Origin of the sequence: Micromonospora thermarum (genome assembly GCF_012034245.1) — a bacterium.
Lineage (GTDB): Bacteria > Actinomycetota > Actinomycetes > Mycobacteriales > Micromonosporaceae > Micromonospora > Micromonospora thermarum.
On sequence record NZ_JAATEO010000032.1, the window covers coordinates 1 to 21,755 of the forward strand.

At 74.4% G+C, this 21,755-nt stretch carries 15 protein-coding genes; 9 read left to right on the forward strand and 6 right to left on the reverse strand.

Annotated elements, in window-relative coordinates:
- Positions 1-109: 109 nt before the first annotated feature.
- A complete protein-coding gene (locus tag HCJ94_RS24080) occupies positions 110-1,138 on the reverse strand; it encodes a phosphatidylinositol-specific phospholipase C domain-containing protein (protein WP_168003323.1) in 1,029 nt (342 codons plus the stop codon).
- 118 nt (positions 1,139-1,256) lie between these two features.
- Between HCJ94_RS24080 and HCJ94_RS24085 the strand changes: the two genes are divergently transcribed.
- The 3 genes from HCJ94_RS24085 (at position 1,257) to purE (ending at position 5,094) form a co-directional block, all read left to right on the forward strand.
- Positions 1,257-3,302, forward strand: a complete 2,046-nt coding sequence (locus HCJ94_RS24085) for a thioredoxin domain-containing protein (protein ID WP_168003324.1) — start codon at positions 1,257-1,259, stop codon at positions 3,300-3,302.
- Positions 3,303-3,424: 122 nt separating this feature from the next.
- Positions 3,425-4,606, forward strand: a complete 1,182-nt coding sequence (locus HCJ94_RS24090; protein ID WP_168003325.1) for a 5-(carboxyamino)imidazole ribonucleotide synthase — start codon at positions 3,425-3,427, stop codon at positions 4,604-4,606.
- Positions 4,603-5,094: a 5-(carboxyamino)imidazole ribonucleotide mutase gene (gene purE / locus HCJ94_RS24095; protein ID WP_168003326.1), complete on the forward strand. Its 492-nt coding sequence runs from the start codon at positions 4,603-4,605 to the stop codon at positions 5,092-5,094. Before HCJ94_RS24090 ends, purE begins: the two co-directional genes overlap by 4 nt.
- A gap of 167 nt (positions 5,095-5,261) precedes the next feature.
- Here the strand turns inward: purE and HCJ94_RS24100 are convergent, their stop codons facing one another.
- A complete protein-coding gene (locus HCJ94_RS24100; RefSeq protein ID WP_168003327.1) occupies positions 5,262-10,199 on the reverse strand; it encodes an SCO7613 C-terminal domain-containing membrane protein in 4,938 nt (1,645 codons plus the stop codon).
- A 169-nt stretch (positions 10,200-10,368) separates the two neighbouring features.
- On the reverse strand, positions 10,369-11,796 hold the full coding sequence (locus HCJ94_RS24105) for a UDP-glucose dehydrogenase family protein (protein ID WP_168003328.1): 1,428 nt from the start codon (positions 11,794-11,796) through the stop codon (positions 10,369-10,371).
- Positions 11,797-12,050: 254 nt separating this feature from the next.
- On the opposite strand from HCJ94_RS24105, the gene HCJ94_RS24110 reads away from it, so the two are divergent.
- The gene (locus HCJ94_RS24110; RefSeq protein ID WP_168003329.1) at positions 12,051-13,214 is read left to right on the forward strand and encodes an acyl-CoA dehydrogenase family protein; all 1,164 of its coding nucleotides are present in this window, start codon (positions 12,051-12,053) and stop codon (positions 13,212-13,214) included.
- 38 nt (positions 13,215-13,252) lie between these two features.
- Here HCJ94_RS24110 and HCJ94_RS24115 read toward each other — a convergent pair whose 3' ends face one another.
- The gene (locus HCJ94_RS24115) at positions 13,253-13,903 is read right to left on the reverse strand and encodes a hypothetical protein (RefSeq protein WP_168003330.1); all 651 of its coding nucleotides are present in this window, start codon (positions 13,901-13,903) and stop codon (positions 13,253-13,255) included.
- A 23-nt stretch (positions 13,904-13,926) separates the two neighbouring features.
- Here HCJ94_RS24115 and HCJ94_RS24120 point away from each other — a divergent pair, with 23 nt between their 5' ends.
- Together HCJ94_RS24120 and HCJ94_RS24125 are read left to right on the forward strand one after the other, a co-directional pair.
- Positions 13,927-14,445, forward strand: coding sequence for an acyl-CoA thioesterase (locus tag HCJ94_RS24120; protein WP_168003331.1), 519 nt, complete (start codon positions 13,927-13,929; stop codon positions 14,443-14,445).
- A 162-nt stretch (positions 14,446-14,607) separates the two neighbouring features.
- Entirely contained in the window at positions 14,608-16,656 is a 2,049-nt protein-coding gene (locus HCJ94_RS24125; RefSeq protein WP_168003332.1) for an acetoacetate--CoA ligase, read from the forward strand.
- A gap of 108 nt (positions 16,657-16,764) precedes the next feature.
- On the opposite strand, the gene HCJ94_RS24130 is transcribed toward HCJ94_RS24125, so the two are convergent.
- Positions 16,765-17,454: a TIGR03089 family protein gene (locus HCJ94_RS24130; RefSeq protein ID WP_168003333.1), complete on the reverse strand. Its 690-nt coding sequence runs from the start codon at positions 17,452-17,454 to the stop codon at positions 16,765-16,767.
- A gap of 200 nt (positions 17,455-17,654) precedes the next feature.
- Here HCJ94_RS24130 and HCJ94_RS24135 point away from each other — a divergent pair, with 200 nt between their 5' ends.
- Together HCJ94_RS24135 and HCJ94_RS24140 are read left to right on the forward strand one after the other, a co-directional pair.
- Positions 17,655-18,800: a glycosyltransferase family 4 protein gene (locus HCJ94_RS24135; protein ID WP_168003334.1), complete on the forward strand. Its 1,146-nt coding sequence runs from the start codon at positions 17,655-17,657 to the stop codon at positions 18,798-18,800.
- A 61-nt stretch (positions 18,801-18,861) separates the two neighbouring features.
- Positions 18,862-19,953, forward strand: a complete 1,092-nt coding sequence (locus HCJ94_RS24140) for a mannose-1-phosphate guanylyltransferase (protein WP_168003335.1) — start codon at positions 18,862-18,864, stop codon at positions 19,951-19,953.
- Here HCJ94_RS24140 and HCJ94_RS24145 read toward each other — a convergent pair.
- On the reverse strand, positions 19,922-20,521 hold the full coding sequence (locus HCJ94_RS24145; protein WP_168003336.1) for an NUDIX hydrolase: 600 nt from the start codon (positions 20,519-20,521) through the stop codon (positions 19,922-19,924). The two genes, HCJ94_RS24140 and HCJ94_RS24145, sit on opposite strands and share 32 nt — an antisense overlap.
- A 66-nt stretch (positions 20,522-20,587) precedes the next feature.
- Between HCJ94_RS24145 and HCJ94_RS24150 the strand changes: the two genes are divergently transcribed.
- Positions 20,588-21,622: a DUF4185 domain-containing protein gene (locus tag HCJ94_RS24150; protein ID WP_168003337.1), complete on the forward strand. Its 1,035-nt coding sequence runs from the start codon at positions 20,588-20,590 to the stop codon at positions 21,620-21,622.
- Positions 21,623-21,755: the final 133 nt, after the last annotated feature.

Below are 21,755 nucleotides of genomic sequence, written 5' to 3' on the forward strand. Positions count from 1 at the left end.
CCCCCCCCGCCCCTCCCGCCCGGCGAGCAGCCGGTTGATCATGAAGCTAGCGGGCGGTAGGGAGATCAAACCGCCCGCCAACTCCATGATCGACAGGGTTGGCGGCGGGTCAGGCGCGGGGGAGGACCAGGGGGATCACCGTGGGGAGCCCGGCCCAGTCGGCGCTGGCGATGCTGGCGTGGCGGGCGGCCAGGTCGGCCACCCGGGCGCGGGCGACGTCGGGGTCCGCGCCCACCGCCGGGGGGACGTTCTGGGCGTCGGTCATGATCAGCAGGTAGTTGTTGGTCGAGTACCAGGCGGTGTCGATGCCGCCCGTGACGTACGCCGTCGCGTCCCCGTCGAAGACCACGAACCAGGGGCGCAGCGTGGTGTCGGCGTACCGGCTGCGGGGGTCGCCGGCCTGCGCCCGGTGCACGGCCGGGAAGGCCTGGGCCCGGGCCAGGGTGCCGGCGCTGGCGAGAGCGGCCAGGTGGCGGGCGTACTCGACGTCGGTCCAGAGCACGTCGGTCGGGTTGCCCTCCTCGACCGTGCCGGGGATCAGCTCGACGATCACCTTCCCGGCGAGCTGCGCCCGGGTCGGCCAGGCGTCGGCGCGGGCGGCGGCGTCCAGGGACGGGTACGTCCCGCGCAGCTGGGCGGGGGTGAACACGCGGTCGCCGAGCCGGGCGGCGAGGACCGCGTCGAGCTGGGCCGGACCCTGCCCGGTGCGGCTGCTGAAGCCGGTCTTCAACTCCAGCTTGAGGATCAGCGGCCCGGCGTCCGGGTGGGCGGCCAGCCAGAGCCGGATGTTGTCCAGGCAGTGCTCCAGGTTCCGGTTCCGGTTCCCGGTGTAGAGCTGGGCGGCGCTGGTCGCGGCCACGCAGTTGTTGTCGTTGCCGAGCGGGTTGGAGTGGCTGACCCGCCAATGCCGGGTGAGGATGTCCGGCCAGACGTCCAGCTCGATCATCCCTGGGCGGGCGTCGAGCGCCTGCGCGAGGTAGGTGTACGTCGCCTTCTCGTACGCGTTGTGGGTGCCGACGGCGGTGGCCGCCGAAACGCGCGTGGCCGGGTCGACCGCCGCCTGGGCGGTTGTGGGGGTGAGCAGGGCCGCGGTGAGTGTGGCGGCGGCGAGGGCGGACAGGAGCGGGAGTCTGCGCATCGGCGGTGTCTCCTCGGGTCGGGGATGCCTGCACAGATCCAAATAGATAAATGTGAACGGCGGAAGGCGTGCCGCCGACGGCGGAGCGGGCAGCGCCGGGGCTGGTTATGGTCGTCGGGTGAACCGACTCGCTGACGCCACCAGTCCGTACCTGCTCCAGCACAAGGACAACCCGGTCGACTGGTGGCCGTGGTGCGACGAGGCGTTCGCCGAGGCGAAGCGGCGTGACGTCCCGGTCGTCATCTCGGTCGGCTACGCGGCCTGCCACTGGTGCCACGTCATGGCCCACGAGTCGTTCGAGAACGAGCAGGTCGGCGCCCTGATGAACGAGAACTTCGTGTCCATCAAGGTGGACCGCGAGGAGCGCCCGGACGTCGACGCCGTCTACATGACCGCCACGCAGGCCATGACCGGGCAGGGCGGCTGGCCCATGACGGTCTTCGCCACCCCGGACGGCACCCCGTTCTTCTGCGGCACCTACTTCCCGCGGCCCAACTTCCTCCGCCTGCTCCAGTCGGTCACCACGGCCTGGCGGGAGCAGCGGGACGCCGTACTCCGGCAGGGAGCCGCGGTGGTCGAGGCGATCGGCGGCGCCCAGGCCGTCGGGGGTCCGTCCACCCCACTCACCGCCGGCCTGCTCGACTCCGCCGCCGACCAGCTCGCCAAGGAGTACGACGAGACGCACGGCGGCTTCGGCGGGGCGCCGAAGTTCCCGCCGCACATGAACCTGCTCTTCCTGCTGCGGCACCACCAGCGCACCGGCTCCGACCGGAGCCTGGAGCTGGTCCGGCACACCTGCGAGGCGATGGCCCGCGGCGGCATCCACGACCAGCTCGCCGGGGGCTTCGCCCGCTACTCGGTGGACGCGCACTGGACCGTGCCGCACTTCGAGAAGATGCTCTACGACAACGCGCTGCTGCTGCGTGTCTACACGCACCTGTGGCGGCTCACCGGCGACCCGATGGCCCGGCGGGTCGCCCGGGACACGGCCCGCTTCCTCGCCGACGAGCTGCACCGGCCGGGCGAGGGCTTCGCGTCCGCGCTGGACGCCGACACCGAGGGCGTCGAGGGCCTCACGTACGTCTGGACGCCCGCCCAGTTGGTCGAGGTGCTCGGGGAGGAGGACGGCCGCTGGGCGGCCGACCTGTTCGACGTCACCGAGTCCGGCAACTTCGAGCACGGCACGAGCGTGCTGCGGCTGGCCCGGGACGTCGACGACGCCGCGCCGGAGATCCGGCAGCGCTGGCAGGACGTCCTGAGCCGACTGCTGGTCGCCCGTGACGCGCGCCCGCAACCGGCGCGCGACGACAAGGTGGTGGCCGCGTGGAACGGCCTCGCGATCACCGCCATCGCCGAGTTCCAGCAGGTCGCCGCCGGGTACGCGCAGGACGCCCCGGGCGACGACGCCAACCTGATGGAGGGCGTCACGATCGTCGCCGACGGGGCGATGCGGGACGCGGCCGAGCACCTGGCGCGCGTACACCTCGTGGACGGGCGGCTCCGGCGTACCTCACGGGACGGCCGGGTCGGCGATTCCGCCGGGGTCCTGGAGGACTACGGCTGCGTCGCCGAGGCGTTCTGCGCGATGCACCAGCTCACCGGGGAGGGGCGGTGGCTCACCCTGGCCGGCCAGCTCCTCGACGTGGCGCTGGAGCGGTTCGCCGCGCCCGACGGCGGGTTCTACGACACCGCCGACGACGCGGAGCGCCTCGTCGCCCGGCCGGCCGACCCGACCGACAACGCCACCCCGTCCGGCCGGTCGGCGATCGTCGCGGCGCTGGTCGCGTACACGGCGCTGACCGGGGAGAGCCGGTACCGGGAGGCGGCGGAGGCGGCACTCGCCACCGTGGCGCCGATCGTCGCCCGGCACGCCCGCTTCACCGGGTACGCGGCGACCGTCGGCGAGGCGCTGCTCTCCGGGCCGTACGAGGTGGCCGTGGTCACCGAGGACCCGGCCGGCGACCCGCTGGTCCTGGCGGCGCACCGGCACGCGCCGCCCGGCGCCGTGATCGTGGCGGGCCGGCCGGACCAGCCCGGGGTGCCGCTGCTCGCCGACCGGCCGATGGTCGACGGGCGGCCCACCGCGTACGCCTGCCGGGGTTTCGTCTGCGAACGGCCGGTGACCGAGGTCGGCGACCTGGTGACGCAGCTCACCGGCCGGTAGTCCGTGCCGCGACGGCCGGCCCGCCCGGCGGAGGGGAACCGGGGCCGGGATCCCTCCCGACGGGTGGTCGGGGGCCGGGCGGCGGCGAGGCGGAACCGCAGCCCGGATAGGCTGGCGCCGCTATGGATTCCCGTACCGGTCTGCCCGTTGTCGGCATGGTGGGCGGCGGCCAGCTCGCCCGGATGACCCACCAGGCCGCGATCGCCCTCGGCCAGTCCCTGCGTGTGCTCGCGCTCGCCCCCGACGACGGCGCCGCCCTGGTGGCCGCCGACGTGCAGTACGGCGACCACACCGACCTCGCGGCGCTGCGCACCTTCGCCAAGGGCTGCGAGGTGGTCACCTTCGACCACGAGCACGTGCCCACCGAGCACATCGCCACCCTGGCGGGCGAGGGCGTGAAGCTCTTCCCGCCGGCCGAGGCGTTGGTGCACGCGCAGGACAAGCAGGTCATGCGGGAGCGCCTGGGCTCGCTCGGGGCGCCGAACCCGGCCTGGCGGCCGGTGGCGGCCCCCGCCGACCTGGTGGCCTTCGGAGACGAGGTCGGCTGGCCGGTGGTGCTCAAGGCGGCCCGGGGCGGGTACGACGGGCGCGGCGTGTGGATGGTGGACGACGCGGCGCAGGCCGCCGAGCTGGCCGCCACGCTGCTCGCCGGCGGGACGCGGCTCATCGTCGAGGAGCGGGTGGCGCTGCGCCGCGAACTGGCCGTGCAGGTGGCCCGGTCGCCGTTCGGGCAGGTCGCCGCGTACCCGGTGGTCGAGACCGTCCAGCGGGACGGGATCTGCGTCGAGGTGCTGGCCCCCGCGCCGGACCTGCCGGAGGAGCTGGCGGTCGGCGCGCAGCAGCTCGCCATCGACCTCGCCACGGCGCTCGGCGTGGTGGGCCTGCTGGCGGTGGAGCTGTTCGAGGTGGCCGACGCCGCCGCGCCCACCGGCAGCCGCATCGTCGTCAACGAGCTGGCGATGCGTCCCCACAACTCCGGGCACTGGACGATCGAGGGGGCCCGGACGTCGCAGTTCGAGCAGCACCTGCGTGCGGTGCTCGACTACCCGATGGGCGACACCTCGCTGACCGCGCCGGTCGTGGTGATGGCGAACGTGCTCGGGGGCGAGCCGGGCGGCATGTCGATCGACGAGCGGCTGCACCACCTGTTCGCGGCCGAGCCGGGCGCCAAGGTGCACCTGTACGGCAAGCAGGTACGTCCCGGCCGCAAGATCGGGCACGTGACGGTGCTCGGCGACGACCTGCACGACGTACGGACGCGGGCCGCGCGCGCCGTCCGCTGGCTGCGGGAGGGGCGTTCGTGAGCACGGTCGGTCTGATCATGGGCAGCGACTCGGACTGGCCGACGATGAAGGCCGCCGCCGAGGCGCTGGACGAGTTCGAGGTGCCGTACGAGGTCGGCGTCGTCTCCGCCCACCGCACCCCGGTCAAGATGATCGAGTACGCGCGGACCGCCGCCGACCGGGGCCTCAAGGTGATCATCGCCGGGGCCGGCGGTGCCGCCCACCTTCCCGGCATGGTGGCCTCGGTGACGCCGCTGCCGGTGATCGGCGTCCCGGTGCCGTTGAAGTACCTCGACGGGATGGACTCGCTGCTCTCCATCGTGCAGATGCCGGCCGGCGTGCCGGTGGCCACGGTGTCGATCGGCAACGCCCGCAACGCCGGGCTGCTCGCCGTTCGCATCCTCGCCGCCGCCGACCGCGCGTTGCTCGACCGCATGTCGGCCTACCAGGCCGACCTGGAGCAGCTCGTCGCCGAAAAGGACGCCGCCCTCCGCGCCTCCCTGACCTGACCGGCCCCGCCACCCCGCGTCGATCTTGCACTTTCGGCCCTTGATATGTGACTTATGTGCCATTCGTCGGGGCAGAAACTGCAAGATCGGCGCAGCGATGGGGCGGTCCGGCGCGAGGTGAGGCGGGGTCGGCACGATCTGCTCGCCCACGGCGAGAGCCCTCCGGTTCATCGCATGCCGCGGAGGGCGGTCTGGAGGCGTTCCTGGGCGCGACGGCGGCGTTCGTTGCTGGCGCCGAGGACCAGCAGCAGGATCCCGACCGGGATCAGCGCGAGCCACGGGCCGAGGCTGAACAGCGCGTGGATGGCCGTGATCGCGGTGACCGTCGCGCCCACGATCACCGGCGCCTGCTGCTGGCTCATCGAGCCGAAGATCAGCACGGCCACCGCGCCGAGCAGCAGGAGCACCTGCCGAAGCGTGCTGGTGTCGGTGGCCAGCACGATCGCCAGCGTGGGGACGAAGGCCGCCACCAGCGCCGGCCCGTACGCCACCCAGCTGCTGATCTCGGCGTGCTGGCGCAGCTCCAACACCCCGACGAGCAGGGCCAACGCGGCGAACGGCAGCGTGTACGCCTCGGGCAGCGCGACCTCGGCCACCCGCATGAGGATCCACCAGGCGGTGATCTCGCAGACCACGACCGCCCAGAACAGGATCCGGCGTTCCACCGGCCGGCGGCCGGGCCGGGCCGCCGCCACCCCGAGGACGGCGCCCCAGGCGGCGAGCAGCGCGGCGATGTGCCGGGGTGAGTCGTACGCGAGAGCCAGGGCGATCAGTGCGGCGGCGTGGCCGCTCCACTCCACGGTGGCTGCCTCGCGCTGTGCCTCGGGGCGACGCAGGCGGGGCAGGGTCGCCGCGAACACCTGGAGGGCCGCGCCGACGGCCAGGACGCCGAACGCGGACCACACCGCCGCGAGGCCGGCGACCAGCCCGGCGGTGAGCACGAAGAGCTGCGCCATCAGGGAGGCGAACAGCCAGCCGAGGATGCGGGCCCGCTGGGTGGTGCCGAAGAGCGCCGCCACCGTGCCGACACCCACGGCACCGCCCAGCGTGAAGAGGGTCAGCTCCCGGGTGGCGAGGCTCCCGGCGAGCCCGGCCCCGCCGGCGGCCAGGCCGATCACGAAGACGAGCACGCGGGCCAGGCGGAGCGAGCGGGCCCGCTCGACCAGGGCCGGCGGGGGCGTGAGGGCCAGCCCCAGCATCGAGATGGTGAAGACCGCCAGCCCGGCGAGGGTGGTCGCCCGCCAGCCGATGCCCAGGGCCACGGGCGTGATGAGCAGGGTCACCGCGGCACCCGGCAGCACCACCGGCACCGCCCGGCTCCGCCGGCCGCCGCTGAAGCCGATGGCGGCCAGAGCGGCGGTCACGGTCAGCAGCAGCGCGGTGAGCACGTGCGTCGGGTCCACCGCGTCCGGGGGCGGGGTGAGCAGCTCCGGCGGCGGCCCCTGCCAGATCCGGCTGAGGGTGCGCTGCGGCTCGACCAGGGCCACGTAGAGGGAGGGCGCCAGCGAGACCAGGGCCAGAACCGTCGGCAGCGCGGCCGCGGCGAGGGCTCCGGCGGCCGGGTTGACCCGCCAGCGCCGGGTACCGGTCTCGGGGAAGCGGCGGAGAGCGCCGTCGAGGAGCAACGCCCACCGGCGGACCGGCGCCGCCGCGCCGACGGGCGGCTCGGTGGCGCCGCGAACCAGCTCGGCGAGCACACCGAGCAGGGCCGCGGCGGCGGCGTACACGCCGACCGGCAGACCGGTGGGGACGGCGGCGAGGGCGCTGACCGTCGCGCCGCCGACCACCGCGACGCTCGCCCAGGGCAGATACTGCGGCACCTGCCGGCGAACGGCGGCCACGGCCGCCAGACCGAGACTGGACGCGGCCAGCGCGGCGGTCAGCACCACCTGCGGCGAGCGGCCGAACTCGGCGGCCAGGGCGGCCACCGCGCCGGGCAGCGCGAGGAGGGCGGCACCCATCGCGGCGCCGCCGATCTGGGCCAGGTGCGACGGCATCCCCTCGGTGTCGATGTCGTCCACCTGAGGCGTCGCCAGGGCGCGGGCCAGCGCCGCCACCACGACGCCGATCAGCACGATGCTGCCGAGCGCCAGCGCGGTCGTCCACGGCCGTACCAGACCGGCGCCCGCCGCGTGCAGCGCCACCACACCGGCCACGACCGCGCGGGAGACGGCGGCGCGCGGGTCGACGGAGGCCACGGCCGCCATGCCGTACACGGTGGCGACCGTCGCACCGACCAGCACCGGCGACCACCACGGCAGCGCGAACGCGGCCGGAGCGCCGATGGTGGCCAGGACGACGGCGGCGCCGGAGACGTCGTACCGCCATGGCGGCGGCAGCAGGACCGCCGCGGCGACGGCCAGCAGCACCAGCGCGACCGGTGCCTGCCAGGTGGAGCCACCCGTCGGGGCGGCCGGCCAACCCGTCAGGTCACCGGCCCAGATCGGTCCGGGAGTGGCGAGGACGCCGAGCCCGCCGCGCAGGGCCGACCAGCCGGCCAGCAGCCCGATGAGCACGCCGCCGACGGCGAGACCGAGGGTGGGCCCGCGCCGCCACTCCTCGGGCAGGGCGCGGGCGGCCATGGCGACGACCAGCACCAGCGCGGCCGCCACCGCCAGTTGCCCGCCCGGGGCGATGACGGCGGCGATCCGGAGCAGGGTGGCGATCAGCGCGGCGGTCACCGCCGCGGCGGCCAGGTCGGATCCGTCCAGGGTGAGGTCGGAGCGCCGGCCGGCGTCGATGGACGGCGCGAGGAACAGCAGCACGGCAGCGACCAGCAGCAGCGCGCCGACCCACGCGTCGGCGGCGGTGGTGCCGGGTGCCCCGAAGGCGGCGGCCGCCACCGCCAGGGCACCCAGACCCGTGCCCACCGCCAACGGGACGGGGAGGTGCCGCTGCGACACCTGCACGATGGCGGCGTACCCGAGCGTGACGCAGACGGCGAGGAAACTCGCGGCCAGCACCGGCACGGTCACCTCGCGCATATCGGCCGGCGTGAGGGTCGGGCCGGCCGGCGCGGTGGCGGCGACGAAGGCGGCCACGGCACCCGGCAGCGCGAACGCCGCGCCGCCCGCCGCCCACGCCGACACGGTGTCCGCCGGGGCCGGGGCGAGGCGGACCCGGGGCGCCGCGGCGACCAGCACTCCCGCCGCGAACAGCGTGAGTAGGACGGCGGCGGTCAGCGGGGGCCGGGCCAGCCCGGCCCCCGCGCCGAAGAGCCCCACCCCGGCGGCGGTGGCGGCGTGCGCCAGCGCGGCCCGCTCCGTCCGCGCCGAGAGGCCGAGCACCCCGATGACGATCGCGGCGAGCACCATCGGCCAGGGGGCCGCCGCCCACCCGAGCCCGAACGACGCCGGCACGGCGAGGGCGGTCAGCGCCGCGCCCACCACCGCGAACTCCCGACGGATCTCGGACGGCAGGGCCACCACGGCGGCGACGGTCAACAGCAGGGCGCTCGCGGCGAGTTGTCCGGTGACCGGGCCGGCCGCGGCGGCCAGCTCGGCCGCGTACCGGTCGAGGTCGGCCGCCCACGCCGGTTGCGCGGCGCGGACCGGGGCCACCCCGGCGCGCAGGGCGCCGCCGGCCACCACCACGCCGCTGACCGTCAGCGCGATGGCGGAGGCGAACTGCGGCCCGCGCCGGGCCGCCTCCGGAACCGCGCGTACGGCCACGCCGGTGATCGCGATGACGGCGGAGATCAGCAGCAACGACCGGCCGGGAAACGCCACCGAGACGACCCGGCCCACCGCGCCGATCACGGCGAGGGTGAAGATGCCGGCCCCGACGTCGGGCAGCGGGGGCCTGCCCAGCCCCAGCGTCCCGACGAGGCAGACCGCCGCGGCGAACAGCAGCGCGGCACCCGCGCCGGTCGCGGCCGGCACGGTCGTCGCGCGCAGCAGCGCGGTGACGGCGTACGCGAGGGCGACCGCGACCGCGACGGCGTGCAGCCCCCAGGCCACCTCCCGCAGCCACGGCACGGGGCGCGTGGCCGGGGCGTCGGCGGCACCCGCCACGGGCCCGCCGAGCACCTCGTCCGCCTCCTCGGGGGCGCCCTCGGGCCGCCCGGTGCCCTGCCGCTGCCGGGGCGCGACGGGCGTCGCGTCCGGCCGCCCGGTCGCGGCCTCCGGTGCGGCGGCCGCGGGCGCCTCGGGCAGGTCCCGGCGGACCGGTCGTTCCACGGTGACCGGTGAGCGGGCGAGCCAGAGGTCGAGGATGGAGACCAGGGTGAGCAGCACCGCCCAGCCCGTGGGCCCGGTGACCCGGTCGTAGGCGAGCAGCGGCAGCACGGGTTGGGCGGCCAGCACGGTGGCGAACCGGGGGGCGCGCAGCCCGGTCCAGCCGGCGTACGCGAACGACACCCCGGCGGTCACCGCGAAGATCACTCCCGCGAAGACCGCGCCGGAGGCGCCGCCGTTGCCGATGCGGTCCACGGCCCACAGCGCGTACCCGGCGAGCGGCACCAAAAGCAGCCCCACGGCGGAGATCGTCTCGGCGGTGGAGGTCAGCCCGCGCCGGGCCAGCACCGGTGGGGTGAGCAGCATCAGCACCGTCGCGAGGAGCAGCACGCCCAGCCGGGCGAGCGCGTCCATCGAGCTGGTCGCCACGGCGGCGAAGACCACCGCGGCGACCCCGAGCAGCAGCGCGCCGAGGCCGAGCGGGATGTTCTGCACCTCGCGGCTGGACGCCTCCGGCGGGTGCTCCGGGTCGTCCGCGTCGAGCCAGGTGGCCGGGGGAGGCGGTGGGGGCGCGTCGTCCGACCCCGGGGGTGTGCCCTGGCGGGGCACCCGCGGCGGCGCGCCGGTGGCGGCGGTCGGCGGGCGACGGCCGGGCCGGCGGCGCAGCACCCGGCGTGGCCGCGTGGCCTGCTTGATCCGTTCCTCACCGGCGTGGGCGAGGATGTCCCGCTGGAACAGGGCGGCCTGCATCTTGGCGGCGATCTGCCGCTGCTCGCGGGCGATCTCGGCGTCGCGCGCCTTCATCTCCGCGATGGACCGCTCGATCTCCGCCAGGTGTTCGAGCCACTGTGGCTGCTCCGCGCCGCAGTGGGGGCAGCTGACGGCCGGCTTGATCTCCCGGCCGCACGAGGAGCACTGAAAGCTCGCCACGACACCCCTCCACCCGCACTGTGGACCTCCACTGTCGCAGCATGCCCAAAGCTGGCGCGGATTTCGACAGTTGTCGGCGGGTCCGGGGTGACGACGGTCGGCGTACGCGATGACGGCCGGCCGCGGCGCAGGCCGCGCGACCGGCCGTCAGGCTGAGGTCAGGAGGGCGTCAGGGCCGACCCATCCCGCGGTACTCCCAGCCGGCCTGCGTCCACAGTGTCGGGTCGAGGCAGTTGCGGCCGTCCACCACCTTGCGGCCGGCGACCAGCTCACCGAGGGCGACCGGGTCGGCGTTGCGGAAGTCGGCCCACTCGGTCAGGACGCAGACCAGGTCGGAGCCGGTCACCGCCTCGTTGATGCCCGGCTCGTAGGTCAGCTCGGGCGCCACCGCGCGGGCGCGTTCCATGCCCTGCGGGTCGTACACGTGCACGTCGGCCCCGGCCTTGCGGAGCAGCGACGCCACCGCGAGGGCCGGCGCGTCGCGGACGTCGTCGGTGTTGGGCTTGAAGGTCGCACCGAGCACCGCGATCCTCGTGCCGGACAGGTCGGGGCCGGCGGGGCCGGAGCGGCGGCCGAGCAGGTCGGCGGCGAGCTGGACCACCCGGGTACGGCGGCGCAGGTTGATCAGGTCGACCTCGTGCAGGAAGCGGAGGGCCTCCCCGGCGCCCAGCTCCTGCGCCCGGGCCTGGAAGGCCCGGATGTCCTTGGGCAGGCAGGCGCCGCCGAAGCCGAGCCCGGCCTGGAGGAACCGGTTGCCGATCCGGGGGTCGAAGCCGATCGCCCGGGCGAGGTGGGTCACGTCGCCGCCGGACGCCTCGCAGACCTCGGCCATCGCGTTGATGAAGGAGATCTTGGTGGCGAGGAAGGCGTTAGCGGCGACCTTCACCAGTTCGGCGGTGGCGAAGTCGGTGACGACCAACGGCACCTCGCGGTCCTCGGTCGCGGCCAGGTCGAAGACGCCCTTGTGGGCGGCGTAGAGCATGCCGTTGGCCCACTCGCTCTTGACGCCCACCACGATCCGGTTCGGCCGCAGCACGTCGTCGACGGCGAAGCCCTCCTGGAGGAACTCGGGGCTCCACGCCACCTCGACGCCGAGGTCGGTCGGTGTGTGTTTGCTCACGAGCTGCTCGACCCACTCGGCCGTGCCGACCGGCACGGTCGACTTGCCGACGATCAGCGCCTTGCGGGTGAGGTGCTGGGCCAGGCTGGTGACGGCGGCCTCGACGTACGACAGGTCGGCGCCCATGCCGTCGGCGCGCTGGGGGGTGCCCACGCAGATGAAGTGCACGTCGCCGAAGTCGGCGGTCTCGGCCATGTCGGTGCTGAACCGCAGCCGCCCGGCCGCGAGGTTGCGCTTGAGCAGCTCGTCGAGGCCCGGCTCGTGGATCGGCACCTCGCCCGCGTTGAGCATGGCGATCTTGTCGGCGTCGACGTCGAAGCCGAGGACCTCGTACCCCAGTTCCGCGTAACAGATGGCGTACGTCGCGCCGAGGTAGCCGGTGCCGAGGAAGGTCACCCGGGGACGGGCGGCGCCCGACGGGGGCGTCACCGCGCCGATCGGAGGCATCGGCTGGCTGTTCGGGTACGGGATTGTCACGCCTGTCTTCTCCGCTCGCACTGGCGTCGCTCGTAGCGTCGCATCCTGCTGCGGCGCCTGCCAGGGCACCGGAGGTGGTTAGGGTATTCGTCCTGTCTTGTCATGGTCGCCGGCAGGTCGGAGGTGTGGAAGACCCCAGAACCTACGCGGCGGTAACATCGCCCGAACCGTGGTCGCTATCCTTCAGTCTGCGCTGTCCGCGGCCGTGTGACGCTACAGACTGCGCATGATAGCCGTGAAGGGGAGGGGCCGACATGGCCGCAGAGCAATCGTTCGACGTCTACCGGCTTACCGACGAGCACCAGGCGGTCCGGGAAGCCGTCCGTGACGTCTGTGCGGCCAAGGTGGCTCCGCACGCCGCCGAGGCCGACGAGACAGGCGAGTTCCCGAAGGCGTCGTACGACGCGCTGCGGGCGGCCGACTTCCACGCACCGCACATCCCGGTCGAGTACGGCGGCGCCGGAGCGGACGCCCTGGCGACGGCCATCGTGATCGAGGAGGTGGCCCGCGCCTGCGGCTCGTCCTCGCTCATCCCGGCGGTCAACAAGCTCGGCACCATGCCGCTGATCCTGGCCGGGTCCGAGGAGCTCAAGCGGAAGTACCTGACCCAGGTCGCGTCCGGCGACGCGATGTTCTCGTACTGCCTGTCCGAGCCGGAGGCCGGCAGCGACGCCGCCTCGATGACCACCCGGGCGGTCCGCGACGGCGACCACTGGGTGCTCAACGGCGTGAAGCGGTGGATCACCAACGCCGGGGTGTCCGAGTTCTACACGGTCTTCGCCGTCACCGACCCGTCCGCCCGGTCCCGGGGCATCTCGGCCTTCGTCGTCGAGAAGTCGGACTCCGGTGTCAGCTTCGGCGCGCCCGAGAAGAAGCTCGGCATCAAGGGCTCGCCGACCCGCGAGGTCTACCTGGACAACGTCCGCATCCCGGCCGACCGCATGATCGGCGCGGAGGGCACCGGCTTCGCCACCGCCATGAAGACCCTGGACCACACCCGGGTCACCATCGCCGCCCAGGCCGTCGGCATCGCCCAGGGCGCGCTCGACTACGCCCTGGGGTACGTCAAGGAGCGCAAGCAGTTCGGCAAGCCGGTCGCCGACTTCCAGGGCATCCAGTTCATGATCGCCGACATGGGCATGAAGCTGGAGGCGGCGCGGCAGCTGACGTACACCGCGGCCGGCAAGTCCGAGCGCGGCGACGCCGACCTGACCTACTTCGGCGCGGCGGCCAAGTGCTTCGCCTCCGACGCCGCCATGGAGATCACCACCGACGCCGTCCAGCTGCTGGGCGGGTACGGCTACACCCGGGACTACCCGGTCGAGCGGATGATGCGCGACGCGAAGATCACCCAGATCTACGAGGGCACCAACCAGGTGCAGCGCATCGTGATGGCCCGCCAGCTGCTCAAGGGCTGACGGTCGGGGGCGGGCCGGTCGTCCCGGCCCGCCCGCGGTCAGCGTTCGGTGGTCGTGTCGTCCGGCCGGCTCGTGCCGCGTGGCGGCGCCGACCACGGCGACTCACCGCCCGTCCGGCGGGGCAGCGGCTCCGTCGGAGTGGGGTCGGGGTAGCCGAGCGTCACCGGCGCCGTGTCCCGCTCGGCCTGCGTCGGCCAGTCGCTGAGGGTGAAGTCCGTCTGCTGCGGACCGTCGGCCGGGGTCAGCTCCGCCCCGGCCTCCGGCCGTGGCCACTGCCGCCAGCGCTGCCCGCTGAAGGCGGCCATCATCAGCAGCAGGCCGATGAGGAAGAGGGTTCCGTTCTCCACCGGCAGCCGCAGCGGGAGCGGGTCGCCGAGGACCTTCCATCCGTCGGGGATGCGGTCGCGCACGGTGAACGGCGCGACGAACGTCCCCACGTACGGAGCGGCGAGCAGCAGCCCGGCGACCAGCGGGCCGACCGGCGAGACGCGCAGGGTGCCGAGCAGCCCGAGCAGGACGCCACCCACCGCGAGCCAGACGGCCGGCTCGATGAGGTTGGCCGAGTTGAAACTACCGATCTCCACCCAGCGGGCGACGGTGCGGGCCGAACCGTCCTGCCCGAGGGCGACCAGGACCCAGGTGACGGGGGCCACCACCAACCCGGCGAGGAAGCTCCAGAGATGTCGCATCCGCGCACCGTACCGTTTCCGTCATGACCGAGCACCCCTCCACCACGCCACCAGGGAAGCCCACCTCGTACTCCCGGGTCACGCTGAGCCGGATCATGACCGCCGTCGACGTGAACCTCTACGGCACCGTGCACGGCGGCGTGCTGATGAAGTTCGTGGACGACGTGGCGGGGGCCGCCGCGGCCCGGCACAGCGGCGGGACGGCGGTGACCGCGGCCATCGACGAGATCGTCTTCTCCGAGGCGGTGCGGGTGGGTGACCTCGTGCACGCCTACGCCCAGGTCAACTGGACCGGGCAGACCTCGATGGAGATCGGGGTGCGGGTCACCGCCGAGCGGTGGGACTCGGCCGAGGACCAGCCGGTCCGGGTCGCCACGGCGTACCTGGTGTTCGTCGGTGTCGACGTCGGCGGCACGCCGCGCATGGTCCCGCCGGTGCTGCCGGAGACCGCCGAGGACGAGCGGCGCTTCCGGGAGGCGGAGATCCGCCGCGCCCACCGGCTGGCCCGCCGCCGGGCGATCCAGGCGCACCGCGCCGGCTGACGCGGGCCCTCCGCGCCTCCCACACAGAGTGGCCGGAGGGCATGTGGGTTCCGCACGTGCGCCGGTGGGCGCCGGGTGCGGAGAATGGCGCTGCGAGGTAGGGCAAGATGGCGCCACGGCCCATGCACAGCGTCGTGCCGGGGCCCGAGGGAGGGTGGAGCAGTGGGTGACGTGCTGTGGACGCCGCCGGCGGACGTCCGTGAGCGGTCCCGGATCGGGAACTACCTGCGCTGGCTGCGCGAGCACCGGGGGCTCGACTTCGCCGACTACGACGAGCTGTGGCAGTGGTCGGTCACCGACCTGGACGCCTTCTGGCGGTCGATCTGGGATCACTTCGAGGTGGTGGCACACACCCCGCCGGCGGCCACGCTCGCCGACCGGGGCATGCCCGGCGCCCGCTGGTTCCCCGGCGCCACCCTCAACTACGCCGAGAACGTGCTGCGCATGCCCGGCCGCGCGGACGACGACCCGGTGGTGATCGCGCACGGGCAGACCCGGCCGCCGGTCACCCTCACCGCCGCCGGGCTGCGGGAGCAGGTCCGCCGGGTCGCGGCCGGGCTGCGCCGGCTCGGCGTCGGCACCGGCGACCGGGTGGCCGCGTACGCGCCGAACATCCCCGAGACGTACGTGCTGCTGCTGGCCACGGCCAGCCTCGGCGCCATCTTCTCCTCGTGCGCGCCCGAGTTCGGCACCCGCAGCGTCACCGACCGCTGGCAGCAGATCGAGCCGAAGGTCCTGGTCGCCGTGGACGGCTACCGCTACGGCGACAAGCCGGTGGACCGGCGCGCCGAGGTGGCCGCGATCCGGGCCGCGCTGCCGTCCCTGCGACACACCGTCGGCATCGCGTACCTGGACCCGGCCGGGGCTGACGGCCATAATTCGGCCTCCGCGCCGCTAGGCGGCGCTCCGGACCGAATGAGGGCCGCGCCCGAGGGCGTGATCGCCTGGGCCGACCTGGCCGCGGAGACCGACGAGCCGCTGACCTTCACGCCGGTGCCGTTCGACCACCCGCTCTACGTGCTCTACTCCTCCGGCACCACCGGCCTGCCCAAGCCGATCGTGCACGGCCACGGGGGCATCCTGCTCGAGCACCTGAAGATGCTCGCCCTGCACCACGACCTCGGCCCGGCCGACCGGTTCTTCTGGTTCACCACGACCGGCTGGATGATGTGGAACTTCCTGGTGTCCGGGCCGGCGGTGGGCGCGGCCATCGTGCTCTTCGACGGCAACCCGGGCCACCCGGACCTCGGGGCGCTGTGGCGGCTCGCGGCGGACACCGGCACCACGTACTTCGGCACCTCCGCCCCGTTCCTGCTGGCCTGTCGCAAGGCCGGTCTGGCCCCGAAGGAGATCGCCGACCTGTCCGCGCTGCGCGGCCTCGGCTCGACCGGCGCGCCGCTGCCCGCCGAGGGCTTCACCTGGGTGTACGAGAACGTCGGCGACCACCTCCAGCTCCAGTCGCTCTCCGGCGGAACCGACGTCTGCACCGGCTTCGTCGGCGGCGTGCCGCTGCTGCCGGTGTACGCGGGCGAGATCGCCTGCCGGGCGCTCGGGGCGAAGGTGGAGGCCCGCTCGGCCGACGGCACGCCGGTCATCGGTGAGCTGGGGGAGCTGGTCATCACCGAGCCGATGCCGAGCATGCCGGTCGGCTTCTGGAACGACCCGGACGGCGGCCGCTACCGCGAGGCGTACTTCGACGTCTACCCGGGCGTGTGGCGGCACGGTGACTGGATCACCATCAACGAGCGCGGCGGCTGCGTGATCACCGGCCGCTCCGACGCGACCCTCAACCGCGGCGGGGTCCGCCTCGGCACCGCGGAGTTCTACTCGGTGGTGGAGGGGCTGGACGAGGTCGTCGACTCCGTGGTCGTCCACCTGGAGGACGACGAGGGCGGCGCCGGCGAGCTGCTGCTCTTCGTGGTGCTCGCGGAGGGGCTCGACCTGGACGACGACCTGCGGAAGAAGATCTGCCGCGAGCTGCGTACGGCCCTGTCGCCCCGGCACGTGCCCGACGAGATCCACCAGGTCCGGGCCGTCCCGCGCACCCTCTCGGCGAAGAAGCTGGAGGTGCCGGTCAAGAAGATCCTCACCGGCACCCCGGTCGACAGCGCCGCGGCGAAGGGCGCCCTGGCCAACCCGGAATCCCTGACCGCGTTCGCCACGCTGGCAACCCAACGCCACGCCTCCCACGACCAGTCCACCCCAGCCTGACCCCCCGCCCCACCCCAGCCGTCGATCTTGCACTTTCTGCCCCCGCACAACGGGCAATGCGCCCGAAGCGGGGGCTACAAGTGCAAGATCGACGCGGGTGGGGGTGGGTCAGGGCAGGGTTTGCGTCACGCGCTCGGACGTCGCCCGGGAGGGTAGGCGCGTCGGGTCCGGGTTGGCGCAGAGCACCGTCGACGCATGGGCGGTCAGGGGGGCCAGGAGCCAGTCGACCGGATCGGGCAGCGCGTCCACGTCGATCAGGACGCGGGCGTCGGGGCTGATGCCCAGGTCCTCCGCCCGGGCCGCCGCGCGGGCCAGCAGGTCCGCGTCGTCCGGCCCCGGTCCGGCGTACGGGGTGAAGTGGTCGCCGTGCACGCGTACCTCCGACACGAAGTCGGCGAAGCCCGGCGGGACCTGCCGCATCGGCAGGGCGAACGGGTCCAGGGCGAGGACGTAGCGGTCGCCGGCCGACCACGCGTCCGCCTCGGCCAGCCGGCCGACGGCGACGAAGAGGACGTCCACGTCGCCCGGATCCTCGGCCACGGTCAGGCCGGCCGACCAGGCGCCCAGCAGGACGGCGGCGGTCTGCCAGTGCGGCGGGAGCAGCACCCTGGCCGTGTCGCCGGGCCCGAGGCCCAGCCCGTCGACGAGCAGGTTCGCCGTCTTCGCCACCCAGTTCGCGCAGGTCGCGCCGGAGAGTTCGGTCCGTTCGCCGGTCGCGTCGTCGTACCAGGTCAGCAGCGGGCGGGTCGGGTCGGGCGCGGTCGCGGCGGCGAAGACCCGGGCAATGTTGTCGGCCATCGGCGCGAACGATACGCCCCCGCCGGCCGTAGAAGAGGGCGACGACAGGAGAGTGCCGGCCGCTGCCGCCGTGCCGCTACCCGACAGTCTTCAGGTCGGCGTACCGTCGGGTCGCAGTCACCGCCCACCCGGGGGCCGGGCGTAGGCTTGCCCCCGGAGTGTTGTTCCCCACAGACCCGACAGCTTCAAGGAGTCGCCCCGTGACCGCCGGTCGACCGCCCCGCGTGCTCATCGACGCCACGAGTGTCCCCGCCGACCGCGGCGGCGTCGGTAGATACGTCGACGGCCTGCTCGGTGCGCTCGGCAAGGTGTGCGGGTCGGGCGTGGACCTGGCCGTCGTCAGTCTCCGCACCGATCTCGAGCGCTACACCCGCATGCTGCCCGGCGCGGAGATCATCCCGGCGCCCGCCGCCGTCGCGCACCGGCCCGCCCGGCTCGCCTGGGAGCAGACCGGCCTGCCGCTGCTCGCCCAGCAGGTCGGCGCGCAGGTGCTGCACTCGCCCTTCTACACCTGCCCGCTGCGCGCCGGTTGTCCGGTCACGGTGACCGTGCACGACGCGACCTTCTTCACCGAGCCGGAGCACTACGACAAGTCCCGCCGCACCTTCTTCCGCAGCGCGATCAAGACGTCGCTGCGCCGCGCCGACCGGGTGATCGTGCCGAGCAAGGCCACCCGGGACGAGCTGATCCGGCTGCTGGACGCCGACCCGACCCGCATCGACGTCGCGTACCACGGCGTGGACCACGCCGCGTTCCACGCGCCGGGCGAGGAGGAGAAGGCCCGGGTCCGGGCCCGGCTGGGGCTCGGCAGCCAGAGCTACGTCGCCTTCCTCGGCGCGAAGGAGCCCCGCAAGAACGTCCCCAACCTGATCCGGGGCTGGGCCCGCGCCGTCGCCGACCGGGAGAGCCCGCCCGCCCTGGTGATCGCCGGCGGTCAGGGCCACGACGACGACATCGACCGCGCGGTGGCCGAGGTGCCGTCGCACCTGCGGCTGCTGCGCCCCGGCTACCTGCGGTACGCCGATTTGCCGGGCTTCCTCGGCGGGGCGCTCGTCGCGGCCTACCCGTCGTACGGCGAGGGCTTCGGCCTGCCGATCCTGGAGGCGATGGCGTGCGCCGCGCCGGTGCTCACCACCCCCCGGCTCTCGCTGCCGGAGGTCGGTGGTGACGCGGTCGCGTACACCAGCGAGGCACCGGACCAGATCGCGACCGACCTGGCCGCGCTGCTGGACGACGAGCAGCGCCGGCTGGCGCTCGCGAAGGCCGGCTTCGACCGGGCCAAGGAGTTCACCTGGGAGTCCAGCGCCGAGGTGCACATCGCGGCCTGGTCCCGGGCCCGGGCGTGAGCGCGGCCCCCGCAGGGGTGACCGCCCGGCCCGCGGTTGCGGGGTCGGGCATGATGTCCGGGTGATTTACGCCGTCATCCCGGCGGGAGGCAGCGGCACCAGACTGTGGCCGCTGTCCCGCGCCGGGCACCCGAAGTTCCTCCACCCGCTCACCGGCACCGCCGCGTCGCTGCTCCAGGCGACCGTGGACCGGCTCGGCCCGCTGACCACGCCGGAGCGCACGCTCGTGGTGACGGGGGCGGCGCACGTCACCGCGGTGGCGCGTCAGCTGTCCGTGCTGCCGGAGGAGAACATCCTGGTGGAGCCGTCGCCGCGGGACTCGTGCGCGGCGATCGCCCTGGCGGCCGCGGTGATCGCGCGGCGGGAGCCGACGGCGGTGATGGGGTCGTTCGCGGCCGACCACCTGATCGGCGACCCGGAGCGGTGGCGGGAGACCGTCCGCCAGGCGGTCCGGGGTGCCGAGCAGGGCCTGCTGATGACGGTGGGAATCACCCCTACCCGGGCCGAGACGGGCTACGGCTACCTGGAGACCGGGGAGCCGGCCGGTGACGGGCCGCTGCGGCCGGTGGCCGAGTTCAAGGAGAAGCCGAGCGCCGACGTGGCCGAGGCGTACCTGCGGTCCGGGCGGCACCTCTGGAACGCCAGCATGTTCGTCTGGCGGGTCGACGTCTTCCTCGCCGAGCTGGCCCGCCAGCAGCCGGCGCTGCACGCGGGCATCGTCGCGATCGCCGGGGCGTGGGGCACCGAGGACCAGGACGACGTGCTCGGCACGGTCTGGCCGACGCTGCCGAAGATCTCGGTGGACTACGCGGTGATGGAGGGCGCGGCGACGGCCGGCAAGGTGGCGACCGTGCCCGGCGACTTCGGGTGGAACGATGTCGGCGACTTCCACACGCTCGGCGAGGTGCTGCCGGCGGACCAGGACGGCAACGTCGTGCTCGGCGGTGACGCGAAGCCGGGTGTGCTCCTGCGGGACAGCGCGAACCTGGTGGTCGTCCCGTACTCCGGCCGCCTCGTCGCCACCGTCGGCGTGCGCGACCTGATCGTGGTCGACACCCCGGACGCGCTGCTGGTGTGCCCGCGCGACCGGGCCCAGGACGTCAAGAAGATCGTCGACGAGCTCAAGGAACGGGGCGAAGAGGGGCTCGTCTGAGCGCCGCCAGCGCCGGCGCGATCAACTGGGTGGTCCCGCCGGCCAGCGGCTCCGGCAGCCGGTCCGGCGGGAACCAGCCCAGTTCCTCGGACTCCTCGCTGACCCGGGCCTGGGCGCCGGGCGGCGCGAGGACGGCGAAGCGTACGTCGTGGTGGAACGAGCCGCCCTGGCAGCCGACCGGGTGGATGTCCACGTCGATCGGCACCGGGTCGATCCGCAGGCCGGCCAGTCCGGACTCCTCGGTCGCCTCGCGCAGGGCGGCGGCGGCCAGCGTCCGGTCGCCGGGCTCGCAGTGCCCCCCGAGCTGCACCCACCGGTGGAACTTGCCATGCAGGCAGAGCAGCACCCGCTCGCCGGTGGCGTCCAGCACGAGCGCGCTCGCCGTGACGTGCCCGGCCCGGTGCTCCCGGGTCATCGCGACGGGCCCGGCGGCCAGCAGGTCGAGGGTGCGGTCGCGGGCCTCCGCGGCGGCGGCCGAGGTGGGCGTCCACCCCCGCAGGACGGCCACGGCGTCGGCGTGCAGCTCACCGTCGGTAAGGGACGCTTCCACCACGTCAGGGGTCGACAAGGGGCCCGTCCTCTCCTCCGCGCGCACCTGGACACCCTACGTGCGCGGTCTTCGTACGCTGGCCCGGTGACGTTGCGACTCCTGGAATTCGTGGTGGCCGGTAACGAGGCCAGCGACCTGCTCCCCGTGCACTCCGCGGCCCTGCTGCGGGCGCACGGCGCCCGGCGCGGCTTCTGGACCGTCCTCGACGAGGGGCCGGTCGAGCACTGCCTCGCCCTGCTCCTCGAACTCCACGACGGCACCTGGACCGCGCATCACGTGGCCGTCGACGCCGGGCCCGAGAACGGCCGCACCGAGGACGGCGAGGCCCTCGCCCACCACGACGGCTGGGTGTACGTCTTCGGGTCGCACTTCGGTTCCAAAGCCGGCCCGCTGCGGCCGCGCCGGGCGTTCGTCGCCCGGTTCCGGGAAGACGACGCGGTGGGTGGCCGGCTGCCGGTGCAGGTGGTGCGCAACCGCTTCCGGATCCACCGGGCGGTCAACGACGCCCTGCTCAAGGCGCCGTTCACCCCGCTCCCGCCCGGCGAGCGGGTCCGGTCCCGGTTCATCGGCGAGACCGTGGCGCGGGGCGCCGCCCGGTCCAAGGGCTGGGTCGACCGGCTGGTCCCCGACGACCTGCCGCTGAACGTCGAGGCCGTCGCGTTCACCCCCGCCGGCACGGCGCTGCTCGGGCTGCGGTTCCCGGTCACCGCCGCCGGCGAGCCGATCCTCGTCGAGCTGGCCGGGGTGCCGGCCATGTTCGACGGCCCACCGGTCTGGCCGGAGGCGCTGGGCGCGTACGTCGTCACCGGGGTGACCCCGCCCGGCGCGCTGACCGGCTTCCGGGCGGTAGCGCCCACCGCGGACGGCGGGTACGCGGCGGTGATCGGTTCGATCGACGCGCTCGGCAAGGGATCGGTGCTGCTCGAAGACCACCCGGCCGGCGGTGACGTCACCTCCCGGCACGTCCGCTTCCGGCTGCCCGCCGAGGGTCACCTGGCCGCCGCCGAACTGGTCGCGGACCTCGCCCCGTTCCACCACGTGGAGGGGCTCGCGGAGCTGGACGGGAACTGCTTCTACGTCACCGACGAGGACCACCGGGTCGCCCTCTGGACGACCTGACCGGGCGGCGTCCGCCCTGCGAACGGCGACCGCGTGGCACCTCTGCGGACGCGCGGCCCGCAGACCCTCGTGGTGCCACCCGGTCGCCGATCGGTCCCCCGACCCCGGGATGCCCGGCCGCGCCGTCGTGCGG